Here is an 18,657-nt window from a genome sequence, read left to right on the forward strand (position 1 = left end):
CCATTCCTGTCGGGCGCGTTAAGGTCATAGACAGATATAGCCGAAACAGGAGGGTTGTCATGACCGAAACCGATGATCTGGTGCAAGACATCGAAGCGCTGGGCGTAAAGCTGGGTCAGGCAAAAGCGGCGATAACAAAACGGTTTATCGGGCAAGAGAGGGTCGTGGACCTGACCCTGTCGGCCCTGTTGTGCGGTGGCCATGGCTTGCTGATCGGCCTGCCGGGTCTGGGCAAAACACGGCTGGTTGAGACACTCTCGACGGTGATGGGCCTGAATGGCAACCGGGTGCAGTTCACGCCCGATCTGATGCCTGCCGATATTCTTGGTTCCGAAGTGCTTGAGACCGGCAGCGACGGCAGCCGCGCGTTCAAGTTCATAAAGGGCCCGATCTTTTGCCAACTGTTGATGGCGGATGAAATCAACCGCGCCAGTCCTCGGACCCAATCGGCGCTGTTGCAGGCGATGCAGGAACGGCAGGTGACAGTTGCAGGCGCTGACCGACCGCTGGATGTGCCGTTTCACGTGCTGGCGACGCAAAACCCGATCGAACAAGAGGGCACCTATCCCTTGCCTGAGGCCCAGCTGGACCGTTTCCTGGTGCAGATCGACGTGCCCTATCCGACCCGCGAGACCGAGCGTGACATTCTGCTGGCGACCACCGGCGTGGAAGAGGAACAGGCCCATGCGGTCTTTACCGCCGACGAACTGATCGCCGCCCAGACCCTTTTGCGGCGGATGCCCGTGGTGGAAAGCGTGATGGAGTTGATCCTTGATCTTGTCCGCGCCTTCCGCCCCGATGATCCCACCGCACCCCAACCCGTGCGCGACAGCGTGGCCTGGGGTCCCGGCCCGCGCGCCGCGCAGGCGCTGATGATGACCGTGCGCGCACAGGCGTTGTTGCAGGGGCGTCTTGCCCCCAACGCGCAGGACGTGATCGACATGGCCGGACCGGTGCTCAGTCACCGCATGGCGCTGACCTTTGCCGCCCGTGCCCGTGGCGAAACCCTTGCGGACCTCATTTCCGACACCATCAAGAGCTTTGATGGGATCGGAGCCGCCGCGTGATCACGTACCCCCAGCTGCGCACGCGGGCCGAGACCGAGGCTGCGCGCCTGCCGCCCCTCTTGGCGCGGGCCGAGCATCTGGCCGGCACCGTTTTGCTGGGCGAGCATGGCCGCCGTCGTGCCGGGCTGGGGGATGATTTCTGGCAATACCGCCCGGTTCAGCCGGGGGATTCCCTGCGCATGATCGACTGGCGGCGCTCGGCCAAGTCTGACGCGCAATTCGTGCGCCAGCGCGAATGGCAGGTGGCGCAATCGGTGATGCTCTGGGTCGATCAGTCGGCCTCGATGTCCTTCACTTCGGATGACGAAACCGGAACCAAGGCTGACCGCGCTCGCGTACTGGCTCTGGCGCTGTCGATCCTCCTGATCCGCGCCGGGGAACGCGTCGGCCTTTCAGGCACCAGCCTGCCACCCCGTCGCGGTGAAGCGCAGATCCTGCGCCTGACCGAGATGCTGTTGAGTGATGAGGCCGCCGACTATGGCGCGCCCGAGGCCCGCGCCATGCTGCCCCATGCCCGCGCGCTGTTCATCTCCGATTTCCTTGGTGATTTTGCCGAGGTCGAAGCGGCCCTGTTCAAAGCCGCGGACCGCGACGTACGCGGCGTGGTGTATCAGGTGCTCGACCCGGCAGAAGAGACCTTTCCTTTCCACGGCCGCGCCATTTTTGAAAGCATGGGCGGCAGCCTCAGCCACGAAACCCGCAAGGCCTCGGACCTGCGCGACCGTTACCTGGACCGGCTCGCGGAACGCCGCGAACGGCTGCAACTCCTGTGCCGCACCACCGGTTGGCAATTCAGCAGCCATGATACGGCGCAATCGGCGCAGGCGGCCCTGTTGTGGCTCTATCGGGCGATGGAGCGGCGGCAATGATCCTTGGGCTTCCCATAGGTTTCGCAGCCCCTTGGGTGCTCGCAGCCCTTGTGGCGCTGCCGATCCTCTGGATCATCCTGCGCGCCATCCCGCCCGCGCCGATCCGCCGCCGCTTTCCCGGTGTGGCCCTGCTCTTGGGGTTGCAGGACGAAGATACCGTCACCGACCGCACCCCGTGGTGGCTGCTGCTGCTGCGGGCGCTGGCCGTGGCGGCAGTGATCGTCGGGCTGGCGGGTCCGATCCTGAATCCGACGGAAAAACCCCAAGGCCAAAGTGACCGCCTGCTTGTGCTGCTGGATGGCAGCTGGGCCTCGGCCGGTACATGGCCGCGTCAGATGGCCATGGTCGAAGGCCTGCTGGACGAGGCAGATCGCGCCGGGCAGACCGCCGCCGTGGTCAACCTGAGCGACCCGGGTGAGGTTCTGTTCCAACCGGCCGCCACGTGGAAATCCCGCTTGCCCGGCGTTCTGCCGCAGCCATGGCAGCCCACCCCGGACACGCTGACCTCTCTGCAGGATGCCCTTGGGGACATAGCCGTTGATACCGTCTGGCTGTCGGACGGCCTCGCGCTCGACGGGCGCGAGACACTGGCCCGCACCTTGCAGAATCGCGGCACCTTGCGTGTGGTGCAGGACGTCGCGGGCACGCGCGCCATGATGCCGCCCAGTTACGAAAACGGCGTGCTGATCCTGCGCGCTCAACGCCCCTTGGCGGGGCTTTCTCGCGACATCGAAATCCACGCCCATGGCCTCGACCCATCCGGCGCGGCCCGTGTGCTGGCGACCATGCCGCTCAGCTTTGACGCCGATGCCACCGAAGCCAGCACCGAGGTTGCCCTGCCCGCCGAACTGCGCGCCCGTATCTCTCGGTTCGAGATCGCAGGCGCAGGCACCGCCGGGGCCGTGTCCCTCTCGGACGACAGCCTGCAACGGCGTGAGATCGCCCTGATCGCAGGCCGTGAAGACCGCGAGGGCCTGCAGCTTTTGTCGCCTCTGCACTACCTGCGTCAGGCCCTGGTGCCCAATGCCGAGGTGCTCGAAGGCGCGCTCTCGGATGTCCTGCCCGCCAACCCCGATGTTGTGATCCTCGCTGATGTTGCTGTTCTGGCTCCGGGCGAAGAGGCCGCGCTGATCGACTGGGCCGAGGCTGGTGGCCTGCTGGTGCGTTTTGCCGGTCCGCGCCTTGCGGCCTCGGGACTGTCGCGCGGTGAAGAGGACCCGCTGATGCCCGTGCGCCTGCGCGCCGGGGGCCGCAGCGTCGGCGGCGCGATGAGCTGGGGAGAGCCCAAGACCCTTGCCCCCTTTGCCGAAACCAGCCCGTTCTTTGGCCTGTCGGTGCCGGACGAAGTCCGTGTCAGCGCGCAGGTCGTGGCGCAACCCGATCCGACATTGGCTGACCGTGTTGTGGCCGAACTCAGCGACGGCACCCCACTGGTGACCCGCAAAGAGTTGGGGCAGGGGCAGGTTGTGCTGTTCCACGTCACCGCCAATGCCGAATGGTCCGGCCTGCCGCTTTCGGGTCTGTTCATGTCCATGCTGGATCGCCTCGCCATCCTCAGCGCCACCGACGCGCAGGATGAAACCCGCATGACCGGCACCACATGGCAGCCGGTGCGTGTGCTGGATGGCTTCGGCCGCCTCACGGACGGGCAGACCCTGCCCGGGGTGCCGGGCGAGGCGCTTGCGACAGCGCCACTTGGCCCCGATCTGCGCCCCGGTCTCTACCGCGACGAGGCCCGCCTGCTGGCGCGTAACGTGCTGGGCGCCGACGACGTGCTGACCCCGGCCAACTGGCCGCTCGGCACCTCGGTCGAAGGTCTCAGCATCACCCCGATCAAGGACCTCTCCGGCTGGTTCCTCGCCGCTGCGCTGGTACTCCTGGCGGTGGATGTTCTGGCGTCGCTCTTTGTTTCGGGTCGTCTCTGGGGTGCGCGCGTGGCCGCGGTTCTGGCGCTGGGCCTGACCCTGCCGCACGCCGCTGACGCCCAGGAAGACCGCGCCATCCTCGACACCCGCGAGGTGGTGCTGGGCCATGTCATCACCGGCGACACAGCGGTGGACGACCTGGCGCATGCGGGCCTTTTGGGCCTGTCCGAAACGCTTTACTTCCGCACCTCGGTTGAGCCCAGCGAACCCGCCGCCGTGAACCTCGAAACTGACGAGCTGGCGTTCTATCCGCTGCTCTACTGGCCGATCATCCCGAACCAGCCCACGCCCTCGTCCGAGGCCTATTCCAAGCTCAACACCTACCTGCGGTCTGGCGGCATGATCCTGTTTGACACCCGCGACGCCGATGTCGCCCGCTATGGCACTGCCAGCCCCAATGGCCGCAAACTGCAACGTCTTGCCGCCCCTCTGGATATCCCCGGCCTCGAAGTGGTGCCCGATGACCACGTGCTGACCCGCACCTTTTACCTGCTTCAGGACTTTCCCGGTCGCTACGCCAGCCGCGATGTCTGGGTCGAGGCCGCCCCCGCCGATGCCGTGCGGATCGAAGGCATGCCCTTTCGCAACCTCAACGATGGCGTCACGCCGATCATCATCGGCGGCAATGACTGGGCCGCCGCGTGGGCCATGGACCGGCGCGGCAACGCGATGGTGCCCGTCGGACGCGGTCGCGCCGGGGAACGCCAGCGCGAACTGGCTTACCGCTTTGGCGTCAACCTCGTGATGCATGTGCTGACCGGCAACTACAAATCCGATCAGGTGCATGTGCCCGCGCTGCTCGACAGGCTGGGCCAATGACCGGACTGGTGCTGTTTGATCCGCTTCTGCCCCTCTGGGTGATCGCCGTGCTCGGCGGGCTGACCCTTGTTGCCGTGGCCTATGCCTGGTGGCGGGGCCTTGCCGGGTGGTCCCTGCGCTTTCTCGCCATGGCCGTGGTGCTGGCGGCGCTCTCCGGTCCTGTCCTGCAACGGGAAAACCGCGCGCCTTTGACCGACATCGTGCTGATGCTTGTCGACCAGAGCGCCAGTCAGGAACTTGGCGACCGCCCGGACCTGACCGAAGCCGCCGCCGAGGCCCTGCAATCCCGCCTTGCGGGCCGTCAGAACACCGAAGTGCGCCGCATCGACGTGCCCGATGGCGCGGGCAATGCGGGCACCGAGATGATGCGCGCCCTTTCCGAGGCGCTCGCCCAGGAACCCCGTGGCCGCATCGCGGGCATCCTCGCCCTCAGCGATGGCCGGGTGCACGACATGGAGCGTCTGCCACCTTTGCCCGCACCGATGCACCTCTTGCACACGGGCCGCGCTGCCGATTGGGACCGTCGCCTGATCATCACCGGTGCCCCGGCCTTTGCCATCCTTGGCGAACCCGTGACCCTGACCCTGCGCATCGAGGACAGCGGCGCCGTGCCCGCCAACGGTGGCCGCGCCCCCATCGACATCTCGATCGACGGAGACGCCCCGCAATCCTTCATGGTGCCCATCGGGCAGGACATCGAAATGCCGGTGACCCTGCCACATGGCGGGCGCAACGTGATCCAGTTCACCGTGCCCGCGGCTGCTGATGAGCTCACCGACCGCAACAATGCGGCGCTGGTGCAGATCAACGGCGTACGCGACCGATTGCGCGTGCTTCTGGTCAGTGGCGAGCCGCATCCCGGAGGCCGCACATGGCGCAACCTGCTGAAATCCGACGCCTCCGTTGATCTCGTGCATTTCACCATCCTGCGCCCGCCCGAAAAACAGGACGGCGTGCCGGTCAGCGAACTCTCGCTGATCGCCTTTCCCACCCGTGAATTGTTCATGGAGAAGATCGAGGATTTCGACCTCATCATCTTTGACCGCTACCAACGGCGCGGCATCCTGCCCTCGCTCTATCTCGACAATGTCGCGCAGTATGTGCGCGGCGGCGGTGCCGTGCTGGTCAACGCCGGTCCCGATTTCGCCAGCGCCGACAGCATCTACCGCTCGCCCCTGTCCGAGATCCTGCCCGCCGCACCCACGGCCCGCGTGATCGACCGCGCCTATACCCCCGAAGTCACCGAGCTGGGCCAGCGCCACCCGGTCACCGCCAACCTGCCACAGCAAGAGACCTGGGGCCGCTGGCTGCGCCAGATCGAAGTGGAAACCGAAGAGGGCGACGTGGTGATGAGCGGCCACGCAGGTCTGCCCCTGCTGGTACTGGACCGCGTGGAAGAGGGTCGCGTGGCGCTGATCTCCTCGGATCAGGCCTGGCTCTGGGCGCGCGGCTACGAAGGCGGCGGTCCGCAACTGGAACTGCTGCGCCGTCTGGCCCATTGGATGATGGGCGAGCCGGAACTGGAAGAAGAGGCGCTCTGGGCCGAGGCCAACGGCCAGACCATGCGCGTGATCCGCCGCTCACTGGCCGAAGAAGTAGGCGAACTCACCATCACCACGCCGTCCGGCGGCACCGTCACCCTGCCCATGGACGAGGTCCGCCCGGGCCACTTCGAGGCACGCTATGCCGGCCCGACCATCGGCCTCTACCGGCTCACCAATGGGGACCATGAGGCGGTGATCGGTCTCGGCCCCGCGGCGCCGAAAGAGTTCGAGCAAACCATCGCCACCGACACCGTGCTGGCCCCGGCGCTCGACGCCCAACGCGGCGGCAGCTTTGCCCTGGAACAGGGCCTGCCCGCGATCCGCTCGGTGCGCGAGGGCCGACCCGCCGCAGGCAACGGCTGGCTCGGCCTGACGCCGCGTGGTGCCTTTGAGGTCCGCGATGTCGCCCGCACCCCAATTCTGCCACCCTGGCTGGTACTGATCATGACCGCCGCGCTTATTCTCGGCGGATGGCTCAGGGAAGGACGCCGTTAACCCCTTCTTTTGGCCAAAAATATCCCGGGGGGTCCGGGGGGCTGGCCCCCCGGCTACCAGTGCGGTCCGGGGGGCTGGTCCCCCGGGGGCAATACTGCGGTCCGGGGCGGTGGTTCGCCAGTCTCGCCAAGCGGCAATTCGCTCCAGAACCCAGAAAACCGGTTCACCCCTGACACGCAGCGCGTTAGAACGCGCTTAAACCGCAATTGGAGCCACCTGCCATGACCACGCCGAAACCCGTTGTCCTCTGTATTCTCGATGGATGGGGCATCAGCGACAGGACCGAGGCCAATGCACCCGCCCTTGCCAACACCCCGGCCTTTGACGCGATGATGGCGACCTGCCCCAATGCCACGCTGATCACCCACGGACCCGATGTCGGCTTGCCGTCCGGGCAGATGGGCAACTCGGAAGTGGGCCACACCAATATCGGCGCGGGTCGCGTGGTGGCCATGGACCTTGGCCAGATCGACCTCGCCATCGAAGACGGGTCCTTTTTTGATAACGCAGCCCTCAACGCCTTCACCGCGAAGCTGAAAGAGACCGGCGGCACCGCACACCTGATGGGCATGATCTCGGACGGCGGCGTACACGGTCACATCGAGCATATCCTCGCCGCGGCCAAGGCGGTGACCGACGCGGGCGTGCCCGTGGCGCTGCACGCCATCACAGATGGCCGCGACGTGGCCCCGAAATCCGCCTTTACCTATCTCGAAACCCTGTCCGAACGCCTGCCGGAAAACGCCCGCATCGCCACGCTGTCGGGCCGCTATTTTGCCATGGACCGCGACAACCGCTGGGAACGCGTGTCCGAGGCCTATAACGCCTGGATCAAGGGCGAAGGCACCCACTCAGACGATGCCCACGCCGCCGTGTCCAACGCCTATAACCGCTCGGAAAGTGACGAGTTCATCACGCCGACCGTACTGGGCGACTACACGGGGGCCGGGGAGGATGACGGGTTTTTCTGTCTCAACTTCCGCGCCGACCGGGCCCGCGAAATCCTGGCCGCCATCGGCAAGCCCGGCTTTGACGCCTTTGACACCGGCCCGCGCCCGGCATGGGCCGCGCTCCTGGGCATGGTCGACTATTCCGAGGACCACAACAGCTACATGACCACCTGCTACCCCAAGCAAGAGATCGTCAACACGCTGGGCGAATGGGTCGCCAAACAGGGCCTGCGCCAGTTCCACCTGGCCGAGACCGAGAAATACCCCCACGTGACGTTTTTCCTGAACGGTGGCAAAGAACAGCCCGAGCAAGGTGAGGACCGTTACATGGCCGCCTCGCCCAAGGTCGCGACCTATGACCTGCAACCGGAAATGTCCGCCGCAGAAGTCACCGAGCAGTTTGTCGGAGCGATCGAGGCGGGCTATGACCTCATCGTCACCAATTACGCCAACCCCGATATGGTCGGCCACACCGGGGACCTGAACGCCGCCATGCGCGCCTGCGAAGCGGTGGATCAGGGGCTGGCGGCGGTGTCCGAGGCCTTGACCAATGCGGGCGGCGCGATGATTGTGACCGCAGATCACGGCAATTGCGAAGTGATGGTTGACCCTGTGACCGGCGGGCCGCACACGGCCCATACCACCAACCTGGTGCCGGTTATCCTGGTGAACGGCCCCAAAGGCGCCACGATGCGCGCCGGTCGTCTGGCTGACCTTGCGCCGTCGTTGCTGGATCTGATGGGGCTGGAACAACCGGCTGAAATGACCGGAGAAAGCCTGATAACACGATGAAATGGTTTGCGCTTCTGACGCTGGTGGCTTGTGTCGCGGGGATCGCCCGCGCCGAAACCAGTCCGGCTGACGACGCGATAGCCGCTGTGCAGCAGCTGGAACAGGCCTCGCTTGCCCTGCAGGACGCCGACAGCGCCCGCGACCGCGTGGCGGCGCTGACCGAGACCGTGCAGGGGTTCGAGGCCGGGCTGGCCGCCCTGCGCGAAGGCCTGCGCCGAGCCGCCATTCGCGAAGCCCAGATCGGCCGCGAACTGAAAGTGCAGGAAGACGAAATCGCGAGGCTTCTGGGCGTGTTGCAAAGCATGGGGCAGGGGCCTGCGCCGGTGATGCTCCTGCACCCGTCGGGGCCGACCGGCACCGCGCGCTCGGGCATGATCCTGGCCGATGTGACGCCCGCGCTGGAACAGCGCGCCGCGCGCCTGCGTCACGATCTGGAAGAGGTCGCCATCCTGCGCGATCTGCAACAAAGCGCGGCGGAGCAATTGCAAGACGGTCTCACAGGGGTGCAGACCGCCCGCACCGAGCTGGCCCAGGCCATCTCGGATCGCACCGACCTGCCGCTGCGCTTTGCCGATGACGCGGTGAAAACCGCGCTGCTGATTGCCTCGACCGAAACACTGGCCGGATTTGCCAGCGGCCTCAGCGATATTCAGACCGACAGTTTCGCGGCGCCCGCCACCCAATCGGACATCACCTATCGCATGGGAGAGCTGTCCCTGCCGGTCGAAGCACAGGTGCTGCGCAGCGCCGGTGAAGCCGACGCCGCGGGCATCCGCCGCCCCGGTCTCGTGCTGGCCACCCGGCCCAATGCGCTGGTGACTTCCCCCACGGCGGCAACGATTCGCTACCGTGGCCCCTTGCTCGACTATGGCAATGTCATGATCCTCGAACCCCAAGCGGGGCTGATGTTTGTGCTCGCGGGCCTCGAAGTGGTCTATGGTGAGGCCGGTCAGGTCATCCCCGAAGGCTCTCCCATAGGTCTTATGGGCGGAGAAGACCCGGAAATTGGCTCAATTCTTTCAACAAGCGGTGATGACACTGGAAACACCCGCTCAGAAACGCTCTATATAGAGGTCAGACAAGGCAAAGATGCGGTCGACCCGGAAATCTGGTTCCGCACAGACAAGGATGGATAGTTGATGAAGAAATTTGTGGCGGCCGCGCTGGGCGGTACCTTGGCGGGTGTGCTGGTGGCGACACAGGTCGCCGGGCCCCTGCTGGCGCAGGAATCCGCGCGCACATCCAACGTCTACGAACAGCTCGACCTGTTTGGTGACATATTCGAACGCATCCGCGCGCAATATGTCGAGGAAGTCGACGAAGGGGACCTGATCGAGGCCGCCATCAACGGCATGCTGACCTCGTTGGATCCGCACTCCAGCTACCTCTCGCCTGACGACGCCGAAGACATGCGCGTGCATACGCGGGGCGAATTTGGTGGTCTTGGCATCGAAGTCACCCAGGAAGACGGCTTTGTCAAAGTGGTCTCGCCGATTGATGGAACCCCGGCGGACACCGCGGGGATCGAGGCCGGGGATTTCATCACCCATGTCGATGGCGAAAGCGTGCTGGGCCTGACGCTGGATCAGGCGGTCGAGATGATGCGCGGCCCGGTGGGGTCCGAGATTGTCATCACCGTTGTGCGCGAAGGCGAAGAAGAGCCGTTTGATATCTCGATCATCCGTGACACGATCAAGCTGACCGCCGTGCGCTCGCGCACCCAGGGCGACACGGTCATTCTGCGCGTCACCACCTTTAACGATCAGACCACCCCCAACCTCGAAGCCGGTTTCAAGAAACAGGTTGAAGAGCTTGGTGGCATGGACAATGTCAACGGCATCGTGCTGGACCTGCGCAACAACCCCGGTGGTTTGCTGAACCAGGCGATCCAGGTGTCGGACTCGTTCCTTGAAAAGGGCGAGATCGTCTCGACCCGGGGCCGCAACCCCGAGGACGGCGACCGTTTCAATGCCACTCCGGGCGATCTTGCTGCGGGCAAGCCCATCGTGGTGCTGATCAACGGCGGCTCGGCCTCGGCCTCCGAGATTGTCGCCGGTGCGCTTCAGGATCACCGCCGCGCCATCGTGGTCGGTACCAAGAGCTTTGGCAAAGGGTCGGTTCAGACCGTGATGCCGCTGCGCGGCAGTGCCGCCATGCGCCTGACCACGGCGCGCTACTACACGCCCTCGGGTCGCTCGATCCAGGCGCTGGGCGTCAGCCCGGACATCGTGGTGGAACAGCCCCGCCGCAAACCCGATGACGAGGAAGAGGTAGAAGGTCGCAAGCTGCGCACCGAGGCCGACCTGCGCGGCAGCCTCAACAATGACAGCCTGAGCGAGGACGAGATCCGCCAGATCGAAGAGGATCGCGCCAAGGCCGAAGCCGCCGCCCAGCTGCGGGAAGAGGATTATCAGCTGGCCTATGCCATTGATATCCTGAAAGGTTTGTCAGCACTGGGTCCGACAGAGTAATCCGGACCTCGCGAGATGTGAAAGGGCGTCCCCGGGGGCGCCCTTTTGTTTTTCAGGGGCCTTGCCCCTCTTGGCCCTGAAGGGCCAATTCACCCCAGAGTATTTGTGGCAACACGAAGCAGGTTTGGGGTTTGCACCCATCGCGGCTGGCAGGTAGGAATTGAGCGTTCCACAAGAGGATGTTGAGATGACGCCAGAAGAGATCGCCAAACTGCCCTATCGTCCTTGTGTCGGTGTGATGCTGGTCAATGGCGACGGCCATGTCTTTGTCGGGCAGCGCATCGACAATCCCACCGACGCCTGGCAGATGCCGCAGGGCGGGGTCGACAAGGGCGAGGATCCGCGTGATGCCGCCCTGCGCGAGTTGTGGGAAGAGACCGGTGTGGTCGCGGATCTGGTGAGCATCGAGGCCGAGACCGAGGGCTGGTTGCCCTATGATCTGCCACATGATCTGGTGCCGCGCATCTGGAAGGGGCGTTACCGTGGGCAGGAACAGAAATGGTATCTGTTGCGCTTTCATGGTGCGGATTCAGATGTGAACATCCAGACCGAGCATGCCGAGTTTTCGGAATGGCGCTGGTTGCCGGTGGATCAGCTGGTCGCCAGGATCGTGCCGTTCAAACGCGAGGTTTACCGCAATGTGATCGCGGCGTTTGACGCGCATCTTTAGGCTTACATCCGTTTTGCCACCTCTTCCAGCATGACCTCGGTGGCGCCGCCGCCGATGGCCTGCACCCGCGCATCCCGCGCCATGCGTTCGATCGTGGTGCCGGTCATGAAACCGGTGCCGCCGTGGAACTGCACACAGTCATACATGACCTTGTTCACCAATTCGCCGCAGAGCGCCTTGAGCATGGAGACCTCGCGCACCAGGTCTTCGCCACGGGCCATGCGGGCCGCGGTGGCATAGGTCATCTGCCGCGCCGCCTCGACCCGGGTTGCCAGCTCGGCCAGTCTTTGGCGGATCACCTGCTTGTCCCAGAGCGGCGCGCCAAAGGCCTGGCGGTCTTTGACATACGCTACCGTATGTTCAATCGCAGCCTGCGCTTCGCCCATGGCCATGGCGGCGAGCACGATGCGTTCGTTCTGAAAATTCTTCATGATCTCGTAAAAACCGCGCCCCTCGGCCCCCAGCACGTTTTCCTCTGGTACGAAGACATCGACAAAGGACAGCTCTGCCGTGTCCGAGCTGCGCCAGCCATGTTTGTCCAGTTGGCGCGTCACGGTAAAGCCCGGCATACCCTTGTCCAGAATGAACATCGTCACCCCCTGACTGGCCGGACCCGAGGTGTCCGTTTTTGCCGCAACGCAGGTGACGTCCGCCAGAACTCCGTTTGTTATAAAGGTCTTGGCGCCATTCAGACGCCACCCACCAGTGACCCGCTGCGCCCGTGTCCTGATGCCCTTAACATCCGATCCGGCGCCCGGTTCCGTGATGCCCACCGCCGTAATGATCTCGCCCGAAATCACCCCCGGCATGTAGCGCTGTTTCTGTGCCGCGTTGCCGGCGTTCCAGATATGGACCGAGGCCATGTCCGTATGCACCAGCGCCGTGATCGCCACCCCGGCATAGGTGCTGCGCCCCAGCTCTTCGGCCAGAACCACGGTGGCGCGGACGTCCATCTCTGCACCGCCCAAGGCCTCCGGGTAGCGGATGCCAAACAATCCCAGGTCTCCCATGCTGCGCAGCAAATCGCGCGGCGTTGCGCCTTCCTGTTCCCATACGTCGGCGTATGGTTTGATTTTTTCCTCCACGAAACGCCGCACCTGCGCGCGCAGCATGTGGTGCTCTTCTGCAAAGAAAAAATCGCTGGCCGTGGTGGCATCGAACCCCAAGGAATGGTCCATGTGTTTGCTCTCCTCAATCTCCCTGGGCATGAGCGTGGCCAAAGCGCGGAACCCGGTCAACAAATTTACCCATTTGCTTCAAGCTTGAAATTTTAAACTTGAAGCAAATGAGATATCCTCCTAACCTACGCCCGGAGAAACTGCGCGTACGACCCGAAATGTGGAGGAATTACAGTGAAGGTCATCTGTCTAGGGGGCGGCCCGGCGGGCCTCTATTTTGCCATCTCCATGAAGCTGCGCGATCCGGGGCACGAGGTTGTTGTGCTCGAACGCAACCGCGCCAATGATACCTTTGGCTGGGGTGTTGTGCTGTCGGATGACGCGCTGGAGCAGATGCAGGAAAACGATCCGCAAAGCACCGAGGCGATCCGCTCGAACTTTGCCTATTGGGACGACATCGCGGTTGAGCACAACGGAACGCGCACTGTCTCGGGCGGGCATGGCTTTGCCGGGATCGGTCGCAAGGCGATGCTGATCCTGCTGCAGCAGCGGGCCCGCGAGCTGGGCGTCGACCTGCGCTTCGAGACCGAGTTCAAAACCGCCGAGGAATACCGCAAGGATTACGACATCGTCGTGGGGTGTGACGGCATCAACTCGGCTGTGCGCGCGGAATACGAAGACAAATTTCGCCCCGACATCGACGTGCGCGAATGCAAGTTCATCTGGCTTGGCACGCATCAGAAATTCGATGACGCCTTTACCTTTATCTTTGAAAAAACCGAGCACGGCTGGATGTGGGCGCATGTCTACCAGTTTGACGATCAGACGGCGACCTTCATCGTGGAATGCCAGCAGGACACCTGGGACAACTGGGGGTTCGAGGACATGTCCAAAGAGGAAACGGTCGAGACCTGTCGCAAGGTGTTCGAGAAATACCTTGATGGGCACGAGCTGATCTCGAACGCCGCGCACCTGCGGGGCTCTGCCGTGTGGATGAACTTCCCGCGCGTGATCTGCGAGACATGGCACCACGAGAACGTCGTGCTGATGGGCGACGCCGCGGCGACCGGGCACTTTTCCATCGGCTCCGGCTCGCGACTGGCCTTTGACAGCGCCATTGCGCTCGCCGAATTCCTGCATTCCGAACCCACGACGACGCAGGCCTTTGAACGCTATCAGGAAGAGCGCCGCCTTGAGGTGCTGCGCCTGCAATCCGCCGCGCGAAATAGCCTTGAGTGGTTCGAGCGCGTGGAACGCTATCTCGACATGGACCCGGTTCAGTTCAACTATTCCCTGCTGACCCGCTCGCAACGGATCAGCCATGAAAACCTGCGTCTGCGCGACCCTGACTGGCTGGGCAGCGCCGAGGATTGGTTTCAGGCCCAGGCCGGTGGCGAACCGGGCCGCGCCCCGATGTTTGCCCCTTACAAGCTGCGCGATATGACGCTTGCCAACCGCGTCGTGGTCTCGCCCATGGCGCAGTATAAATCCATCGACGGCATCCCCGGCGACTGGCATTTCACCCACTACGCCGAGCGCGCCAAAGGCGGGGCAGCCCTGGTCTATACCGAGATGGCCTGTGTGTCGCCCACGGGCCGTATCACCCTCGGGTGTCCCGGTCTTTATGCACCAGAGCATGAGGCGGGCTGGAAACGTCTGACCGATTTTGTGCATGCCGAAACCCAAGCCAAGCTTTGCTGCCAGATCGGCCATTCGGGCCGCAAGGGGTCCACACAACTGGGGTGGGAGGTCATGGACGCCCCCCTAAAAGACGGCAACTGGGATCTGATCTCGGCCAGCGACATCCCGTGGTCGCCAAACAACGCCACCCCGCGCCCCATGACGCGTGCGGATATGGACGAGGTGACCGCGCAATTCGTGGCCTCAGCTCAAATGGCCAACCGCGCCGGGTTCGACATGATCGAACTGCACGCCGCCCACGGCTACCTGATCTCGTCCTTCATCTCGCCCAAGTCCAACACGCGTGACGACGACTACGGCGGAAGCCTCGAAAACCGCCTGCGCTACCCGCTCGAGGTCTTCAACGCCATGCGCGCTGTCTGGCCTGCGGAAAAGCCCATGTCGGTCCGTATCTCAGCCAACGACTGGGTGGGCGACGACGGTGTGACGCCGGAAGAGGCGGTCGAGATCGCCAAGGCGTTCAGCGACGCAGGCGCCGACATCATCGACGTGTCCGCCGGGCAGACGTCAATCGACGCCGATCCGGTCTATGGCCGCATGTTCCAGACGCCCTTTTCGGACCAGATCAAGAACGAGACTGGCATTGCGACGATGGCGGTTGGCAACATCTATGAAACCGACCACGTCAATTCGATCCTGATGGCCGGTCGCGCCGATCTCGTGGCAATTGGCCGTCCGCATCTTGCCGATCCTTACTGGACCTTGCATGCTGCGGTCGAATTGGGCGACATGCAGGCCACCTGGCCCCTGCCGTATGATGCAGGCCGGGATCAGGCACGGCGTTTGGCCGAAAAAGCACAGGAAGTTATCCGGGTATGAGCCTAAGCGGCAAAAGCGTGTTGATCACCGGCGGCGGGTCGGGATTGGGGGCCGATATGGCCCGCACCTTTGCCGCCGCGGGCGCCCATGTCACCATCGCGGGCCGCCGCGAAGAGCCGCTGTTGCGGGTTGCCGATCAGGCCGGGTGTTCCTGGGTCGTGGCCGACATCACGGATGAGGCGAGCGTGCAGAACATGTTCGCCACCGGCCCCTTCGACATCGTGATCGCCAATGCGGGCGCCTCCTCCAGCGCGCCGCTTAAACGCACGACGCTCGCCGATTGGAACGCGATGATGGCGGTCAACCTGACCGGCACGTTTCTGACCCTGCGCGAAGGCCTCAACCAGATGCCCGCATGGGGCCGCCTGATCGCCGTGGCCTCGACCGCAGCGCTGAAGGGGTATGCCTATGTCGCGCCTTATGCGGCGGCCAAACACGGCGTGGTCGGCATGGTAAAATCGCTCGCGCTGGAAGTGGCGCGCAGCGACGTCACCGTGAACGCCCTCTGCCCCGGCTTCCTTGACACCGAGATGACCGACCGCTCTGTGACCAACATCATGGAAAAAACCGGCAAGTCCCGCGACGACGCCATCGCGGCCCTCGCCGCAACCAACCCGCAAAAACGCCTGATCCAACCAGCCGAGGTCACCGCCGCCGCGCTCTGGCTCTGCGCGCCGGGCTCCCAAGGCATCAACGGTCAGGCCATCCCCATCGCCGGAGGTGAAGTATGAGCGACGATCTCACACGCCGCCGCCTGCGCATCTGGCTGCGCCTCTTGCGCCTGACACGCGGCACCGAAAACCACCTGCGCGAGTTCCTGCGGGTGAACCACGACACCACCCTGCCGCGCTTTGACGTGATGGCCGCGCTGCACCGTCACCAAGGGCCCATGAAGATGAGCGACCTCAGCCGCGCGCTTCTGGTCTCGAACGGCAACGCCACCGCCGTGGTGGACCGTCTGGAAAAGGACGGCTTGGCCAAACGCGTGCAATCCGAAACAGACCGCCGCGCCGTGCTGGTCACCCTGACCGACGCTGGCCGCACCGAATTCGACACTCAGGCCGAGGCCCACGCCACCGAGATCGACATGCTCTTTGCAGGTCTCGACGAAAACGATCTCGACGCCCTGCGCGACATCATCTGGAAGATCGAAGGAGACGATCACGACACGTCCGCCTGACCCCGGTCAGGCACGCTCACCGGGCGCAATCGATACAGGACAAAGACCTACACAAGGCAATAAAAACATGTATCGATATGGCCCATAAAAGAAAATTGGTCGAACGGGAGGAAAACCAATGAAACTCAAGCAACTTATACTTGCGGCCTCGATGGGGCTGGCAGCGGCTGCGGCGCAAGCCGAAGGCGTCAAGGTCGGCATGATCACCACGCTGTCCGGCGGTGGTGCAGGTCTTGGCATCGACGTACGCGACGGCTTTATGCTGGCCGTGAAACAGGCAGGCCGCAGCGACCTCGAGGTCGTGATCGAAGACGATCAACGCAAGCCTGACATCGCCGTGCAGCTGGCCGACAAGATGATCCAGTCCGAAAAGGTCGACGTGCTGACCGGCATCATCTGGTCGAACCTCGCCATGGCCGTGGTGCCTGCGGCGACCGCACAGGGCAAATTCTATCTCTCGCCCAACGCCGGACCGTCCCCGCTTGCGGGCAAAGGCTGTCATCCGAACTACTTCAACGTCGCATGGCAGAACGACAACCTGCACGAAGCCGCTGGCGGTTACGCCTCGGATGCGGGCCACAAAAAAGCGTTCATCCTTGCCCCGAACTACCCCGCAGGCAAAGACGCGCTGACCGGCTTTAAGCGTTTCTTCAAGGGTGAGCTGGCAGGCGAGGTCTATACCAAGCTCGGCCAGACCGACTATGCCGCCGAGATCGCGCAAATCCGCGCGTCGGACGCTGACAGTGTGTTCTTCTTCCTGCCCGGCGGCATGGGGATTTCCTTCCTCAAGCAATATGCCGACAGTGGCGTGGACCTGCCCGTCGTGGGCCCGGCCTTCAGCTTTGACCAGGGCATCCTGCAAGCCGTTGGCGCCGCTGCACTTGGCGTGAAGAACACCTCGCAATGGTCCAAGGACCTCGGCAATGCCGCGAATGAGGCCTTTGTGGCGTCGTTCCAGTCCGAGTATGGCCGCCTGCCGTCGCTCTATGCCAGCCAGGGTTTTGACACCGCGAACCTGTTGATGTCCGCCATGGATGCGGCAGACGTCAACGATCAGGACGCCTTCCGCGCCGCACTGGAAGCCGCCAAGTTCGACTCTGTGCGCGGGGATTTCAAATTCGGTCCCAACCACCATCCGATCCAGACGATCTATGTGCGTGAAGTCATCCAGGAAGGTGACGTCTTTACCAACAAGATCGTGGCCGTTGGCCTGAAAGATCACGCAGACGCCTACGCGGCTGACTGCAAGATGTAACCAAACCCCGCGCCCGTCCCGGTATTTGCCGGGGCGGGTGTAACGGGAACGGTGGGATATCATGTCTACTCTTCTGCTGATCGAGCAGACGCTGAACGGGCTACAATTCGGCGTCATGCTCTTCCTCATGGCCGCAGGTCTGACCCTGATCTTTGGTGTCATGGGCCTGATCAACCTCGCCCATGGTTCGCTCTACATGGTCGGTGCCTTTGCGGCGGCGGCGGTTGCAGCGGCTACAGGCTCGTTCATCCTTGCCCTGATTGGCAGCCTGATCGCGGCGGCCCTTGCCGGAGTCATTGTCGAGATGACCGTGATCCGGCGGCTTTATGACCGCGACCACCTCGATCAGGTGCTGGCGACCTTTGCGCTGATCCTGATCTTTTCCGAAGGCACGCGCTGGGTCTTTGGCTCGTTCCCGCTGTTCCTTGATAAACCCGCATGGCTCTCAGGCACCGTCATGCTGCCCTTTGGTATCGAATATTCGCTCTATCGCCTGACCATCATCGGGATCGGCCTCGTCGTGGCGGCGGGTCTGTTCTGGATGATCGCCCGCACACGCATCGGCATCCAGATCCGCGCCGGTGAAAACGACCGCGAGATGATTGGCGCGCTCGGCGTTAACATTTCCCGCCTCTACACGCTGGTCTTTGCCCTCGGCGCCGCACTGGCTGGCTTTGCCGGTGCCCTGATCGGCGCCATCCAATCGGTTCAGGTCGGCATGGGTGAACCCGTTCTGATCCTCGCCTTCGTGGTGATCGTGATCGGCGGCATCGGCTCGATCAAGGGCGCGCTCGTCGGCGCAATCCTCGTCGGCCTCACCGACACGCTGGGCCGCTTGCTCCTGCCGCAAGTCTTCGGCCTGTTCATGGAGCCATCAGCGGCCACATCGGTCGGCTCGTCGCTGTCGTCCATGTCGATCTACATCCTCATGGCAGGGGTCCTGTTGTTCAAACCATCCGGCCTGTTTGGCGGAGGACACTGA

Annotated in this window: 14 protein-coding genes; 13 read left to right on the forward strand and 1 reads right to left on the reverse strand. The window is 63.9% G+C overall.

The features are described 5' to 3' along the window. Positions 1 to 59 precede the first annotated feature (59 nt). The 8 genes from EK369_RS09630 (at position 60) to EK369_RS09665 (ending at position 11,602) form a co-directional block, all read left to right on the forward strand. On the forward strand, positions 60 to 1,067 hold the full coding sequence (locus EK369_RS09630) for an AAA family ATPase (protein WP_127113919.1): 1,008 nt from the start codon (positions 60 to 62) through the stop codon (positions 1,065 to 1,067). After that, positions 1,064 to 1,936, forward strand: a complete 873-nt coding sequence (locus EK369_RS09635) for a DUF58 domain-containing protein (RefSeq protein WP_127113921.1) — start codon at positions 1,064 to 1,066, stop codon at positions 1,934 to 1,936. The genes EK369_RS09630 and EK369_RS09635 overlap by 4 nt, the downstream gene beginning before the upstream one ends. Further along, positions 1,933 to 4,680 carry a DUF4159 domain-containing protein gene (locus EK369_RS09640; protein WP_127113923.1) on the forward strand — a complete coding sequence of 916 codons (2,748 nt, stop codon included), beginning with the start codon at positions 1,933 to 1,935 and terminating at the stop codon, positions 4,678 to 4,680. Before EK369_RS09635 ends, EK369_RS09640 begins: the two co-directional genes overlap by 4 nt. After that, positions 4,677 to 6,719, forward strand: coding sequence for a hypothetical protein (locus tag EK369_RS09645; RefSeq protein WP_127113925.1), 2,043 nt, complete (start codon positions 4,677 to 4,679; stop codon positions 6,717 to 6,719). Before EK369_RS09640 ends, EK369_RS09645 begins: the two co-directional genes overlap by 4 nt. Positions 6,720 to 6,940: 221 nt before the next feature. Next, on the forward strand, positions 6,941 to 8,461 hold the full coding sequence (gene gpmI, locus EK369_RS09650; protein WP_127113927.1) for a 2,3-bisphosphoglycerate-independent phosphoglycerate mutase: 1,521 nt from the start codon (positions 6,941 to 6,943) through the stop codon (positions 8,459 to 8,461). Beyond that, entirely contained in the window at positions 8,458 to 9,597 is a 1,140-nt protein-coding gene (locus EK369_RS09655; RefSeq protein ID WP_127113929.1) for a murein hydrolase activator EnvC family protein, read from the forward strand. Before gpmI ends, EK369_RS09655 begins: the two co-directional genes overlap by 4 nt. 3 nt (positions 9,598 to 9,600) lie before the next feature. Beyond that, positions 9,601 to 10,932 (forward strand): S41 family peptidase, encoded by a 1,332-nt coding sequence (locus EK369_RS09660; protein WP_127113931.1) that lies wholly within the window; start codon positions 9,601 to 9,603, stop codon positions 10,930 to 10,932. A 187-nt stretch (positions 10,933 to 11,119) separates the two neighbouring features. Continuing rightward, on the forward strand, positions 11,120 to 11,602 hold the full coding sequence (locus EK369_RS09665; RefSeq protein ID WP_127114074.1) for an RNA pyrophosphohydrolase: 483 nt from the start codon (positions 11,120 to 11,122) through the stop codon (positions 11,600 to 11,602). Positions 11,603 to 11,604: 2 nt separating this feature from the next. Here the strand turns inward: EK369_RS09665 and EK369_RS09670 are convergent, their stop codons facing one another. After that, positions 11,605 to 12,780 carry an acyl-CoA dehydrogenase family protein gene (locus EK369_RS09670; RefSeq protein WP_127113933.1) on the reverse strand — a complete coding sequence of 392 codons (1,176 nt, stop codon included), beginning with the start codon at positions 12,778 to 12,780 and terminating at the stop codon, positions 11,605 to 11,607. Positions 12,781 to 12,954: 174 nt separating this feature from the next. Between EK369_RS09670 and EK369_RS09675 the strand changes: the two genes are divergently transcribed. The 5 genes from EK369_RS09675 (at position 12,955) to EK369_RS09695 (ending at position 18,657) form a co-directional block, all read left to right on the forward strand. Next, on the forward strand, positions 12,955 to 15,240 hold the full coding sequence (locus EK369_RS09675; RefSeq protein ID WP_127113935.1) for a bifunctional salicylyl-CoA 5-hydroxylase/oxidoreductase: 2,286 nt from the start codon (positions 12,955 to 12,957) through the stop codon (positions 15,238 to 15,240). After that, on the forward strand, positions 15,237 to 15,971 hold the full coding sequence (locus EK369_RS09680; RefSeq protein ID WP_127113937.1) for an SDR family NAD(P)-dependent oxidoreductase: 735 nt from the start codon (positions 15,237 to 15,239) through the stop codon (positions 15,969 to 15,971). The genes EK369_RS09675 and EK369_RS09680 overlap by 4 nt, the downstream gene beginning before the upstream one ends. Further along, a complete protein-coding gene (locus tag EK369_RS09685; protein WP_127113938.1) occupies positions 15,968 to 16,420 on the forward strand; it encodes a MarR family winged helix-turn-helix transcriptional regulator in 453 nt (150 codons plus the stop codon). Before EK369_RS09680 ends, EK369_RS09685 begins: the two co-directional genes overlap by 4 nt. A gap of 118 nt (positions 16,421 to 16,538) precedes the next feature. Then, on the forward strand, positions 16,539 to 17,675 hold the full coding sequence (locus EK369_RS09690) for an ABC transporter substrate-binding protein (protein ID WP_127113940.1): 1,137 nt from the start codon (positions 16,539 to 16,541) through the stop codon (positions 17,673 to 17,675). A gap of 61 nt (positions 17,676 to 17,736) precedes the next feature. Next, positions 17,737 to 18,657: a branched-chain amino acid ABC transporter permease gene (locus tag EK369_RS09695; RefSeq protein WP_127113942.1), complete on the forward strand. Its 921-nt coding sequence runs from the start codon at positions 17,737 to 17,739 to the stop codon at positions 18,655 to 18,657.

The sequence above is a fragment of the Shimia sediminis genome (genome assembly GCF_003990645.1).
GTDB lineage: Bacteria > Pseudomonadota > Alphaproteobacteria > Rhodobacterales > Rhodobacteraceae > Shimia > Shimia sediminis.

Coding starts and splice junctions, on each gene's coding strand:
- EK369_RS09695 (WP_127113942.1), top strand. CDS start 17,737: ATGTCTACTCTTCTGCTGATCGAGCAGACGCTGAACGGGCTACAATTC.
- EK369_RS09655 (WP_127113929.1), top strand. CDS start 8,458: ATGAAATGGTTTGCGCTTCTGACGCTGGTGGCTTGTGTCGCGGGGATC.
- EK369_RS09630 (WP_127113919.1), top strand. CDS start 60: ATGACCGAAACCGATGATCTGGTGCAAGACATCGAAGCGCTGGGCGTA.
- EK369_RS09670 (WP_127113933.1), bottom strand. CDS start 12,780: ATGGACCATTCCTTGGGGTTCGATGCCACCACGGCCAGCGATTTTTTC.
- EK369_RS09680 (WP_127113937.1), top strand. CDS start 15,237: ATGAGCCTAAGCGGCAAAAGCGTGTTGATCACCGGCGGCGGGTCGGGA.
- gpmI (WP_127113927.1), top strand. CDS start 6,941: ATGACCACGCCGAAACCCGTTGTCCTCTGTATTCTCGATGGATGGGGC.
- EK369_RS09690 (WP_127113940.1), top strand. CDS start 16,539: ATGAAACTCAAGCAACTTATACTTGCGGCCTCGATGGGGCTGGCAGCG.
- EK369_RS09645 (WP_127113925.1), top strand. CDS start 4,677: ATGACCGGACTGGTGCTGTTTGATCCGCTTCTGCCCCTCTGGGTGATC.
- EK369_RS09660 (WP_127113931.1), top strand. CDS start 9,601: ATGAAGAAATTTGTGGCGGCCGCGCTGGGCGGTACCTTGGCGGGTGTG.
- EK369_RS09665 (WP_127114074.1), top strand. CDS start 11,120: ATGACGCCAGAAGAGATCGCCAAACTGCCCTATCGTCCTTGTGTCGGT.
- EK369_RS09640 (WP_127113923.1), top strand. CDS start 1,933: ATGATCCTTGGGCTTCCCATAGGTTTCGCAGCCCCTTGGGTGCTCGCA.
- EK369_RS09685 (WP_127113938.1), top strand. CDS start 15,968: ATGAGCGACGATCTCACACGCCGCCGCCTGCGCATCTGGCTGCGCCTC.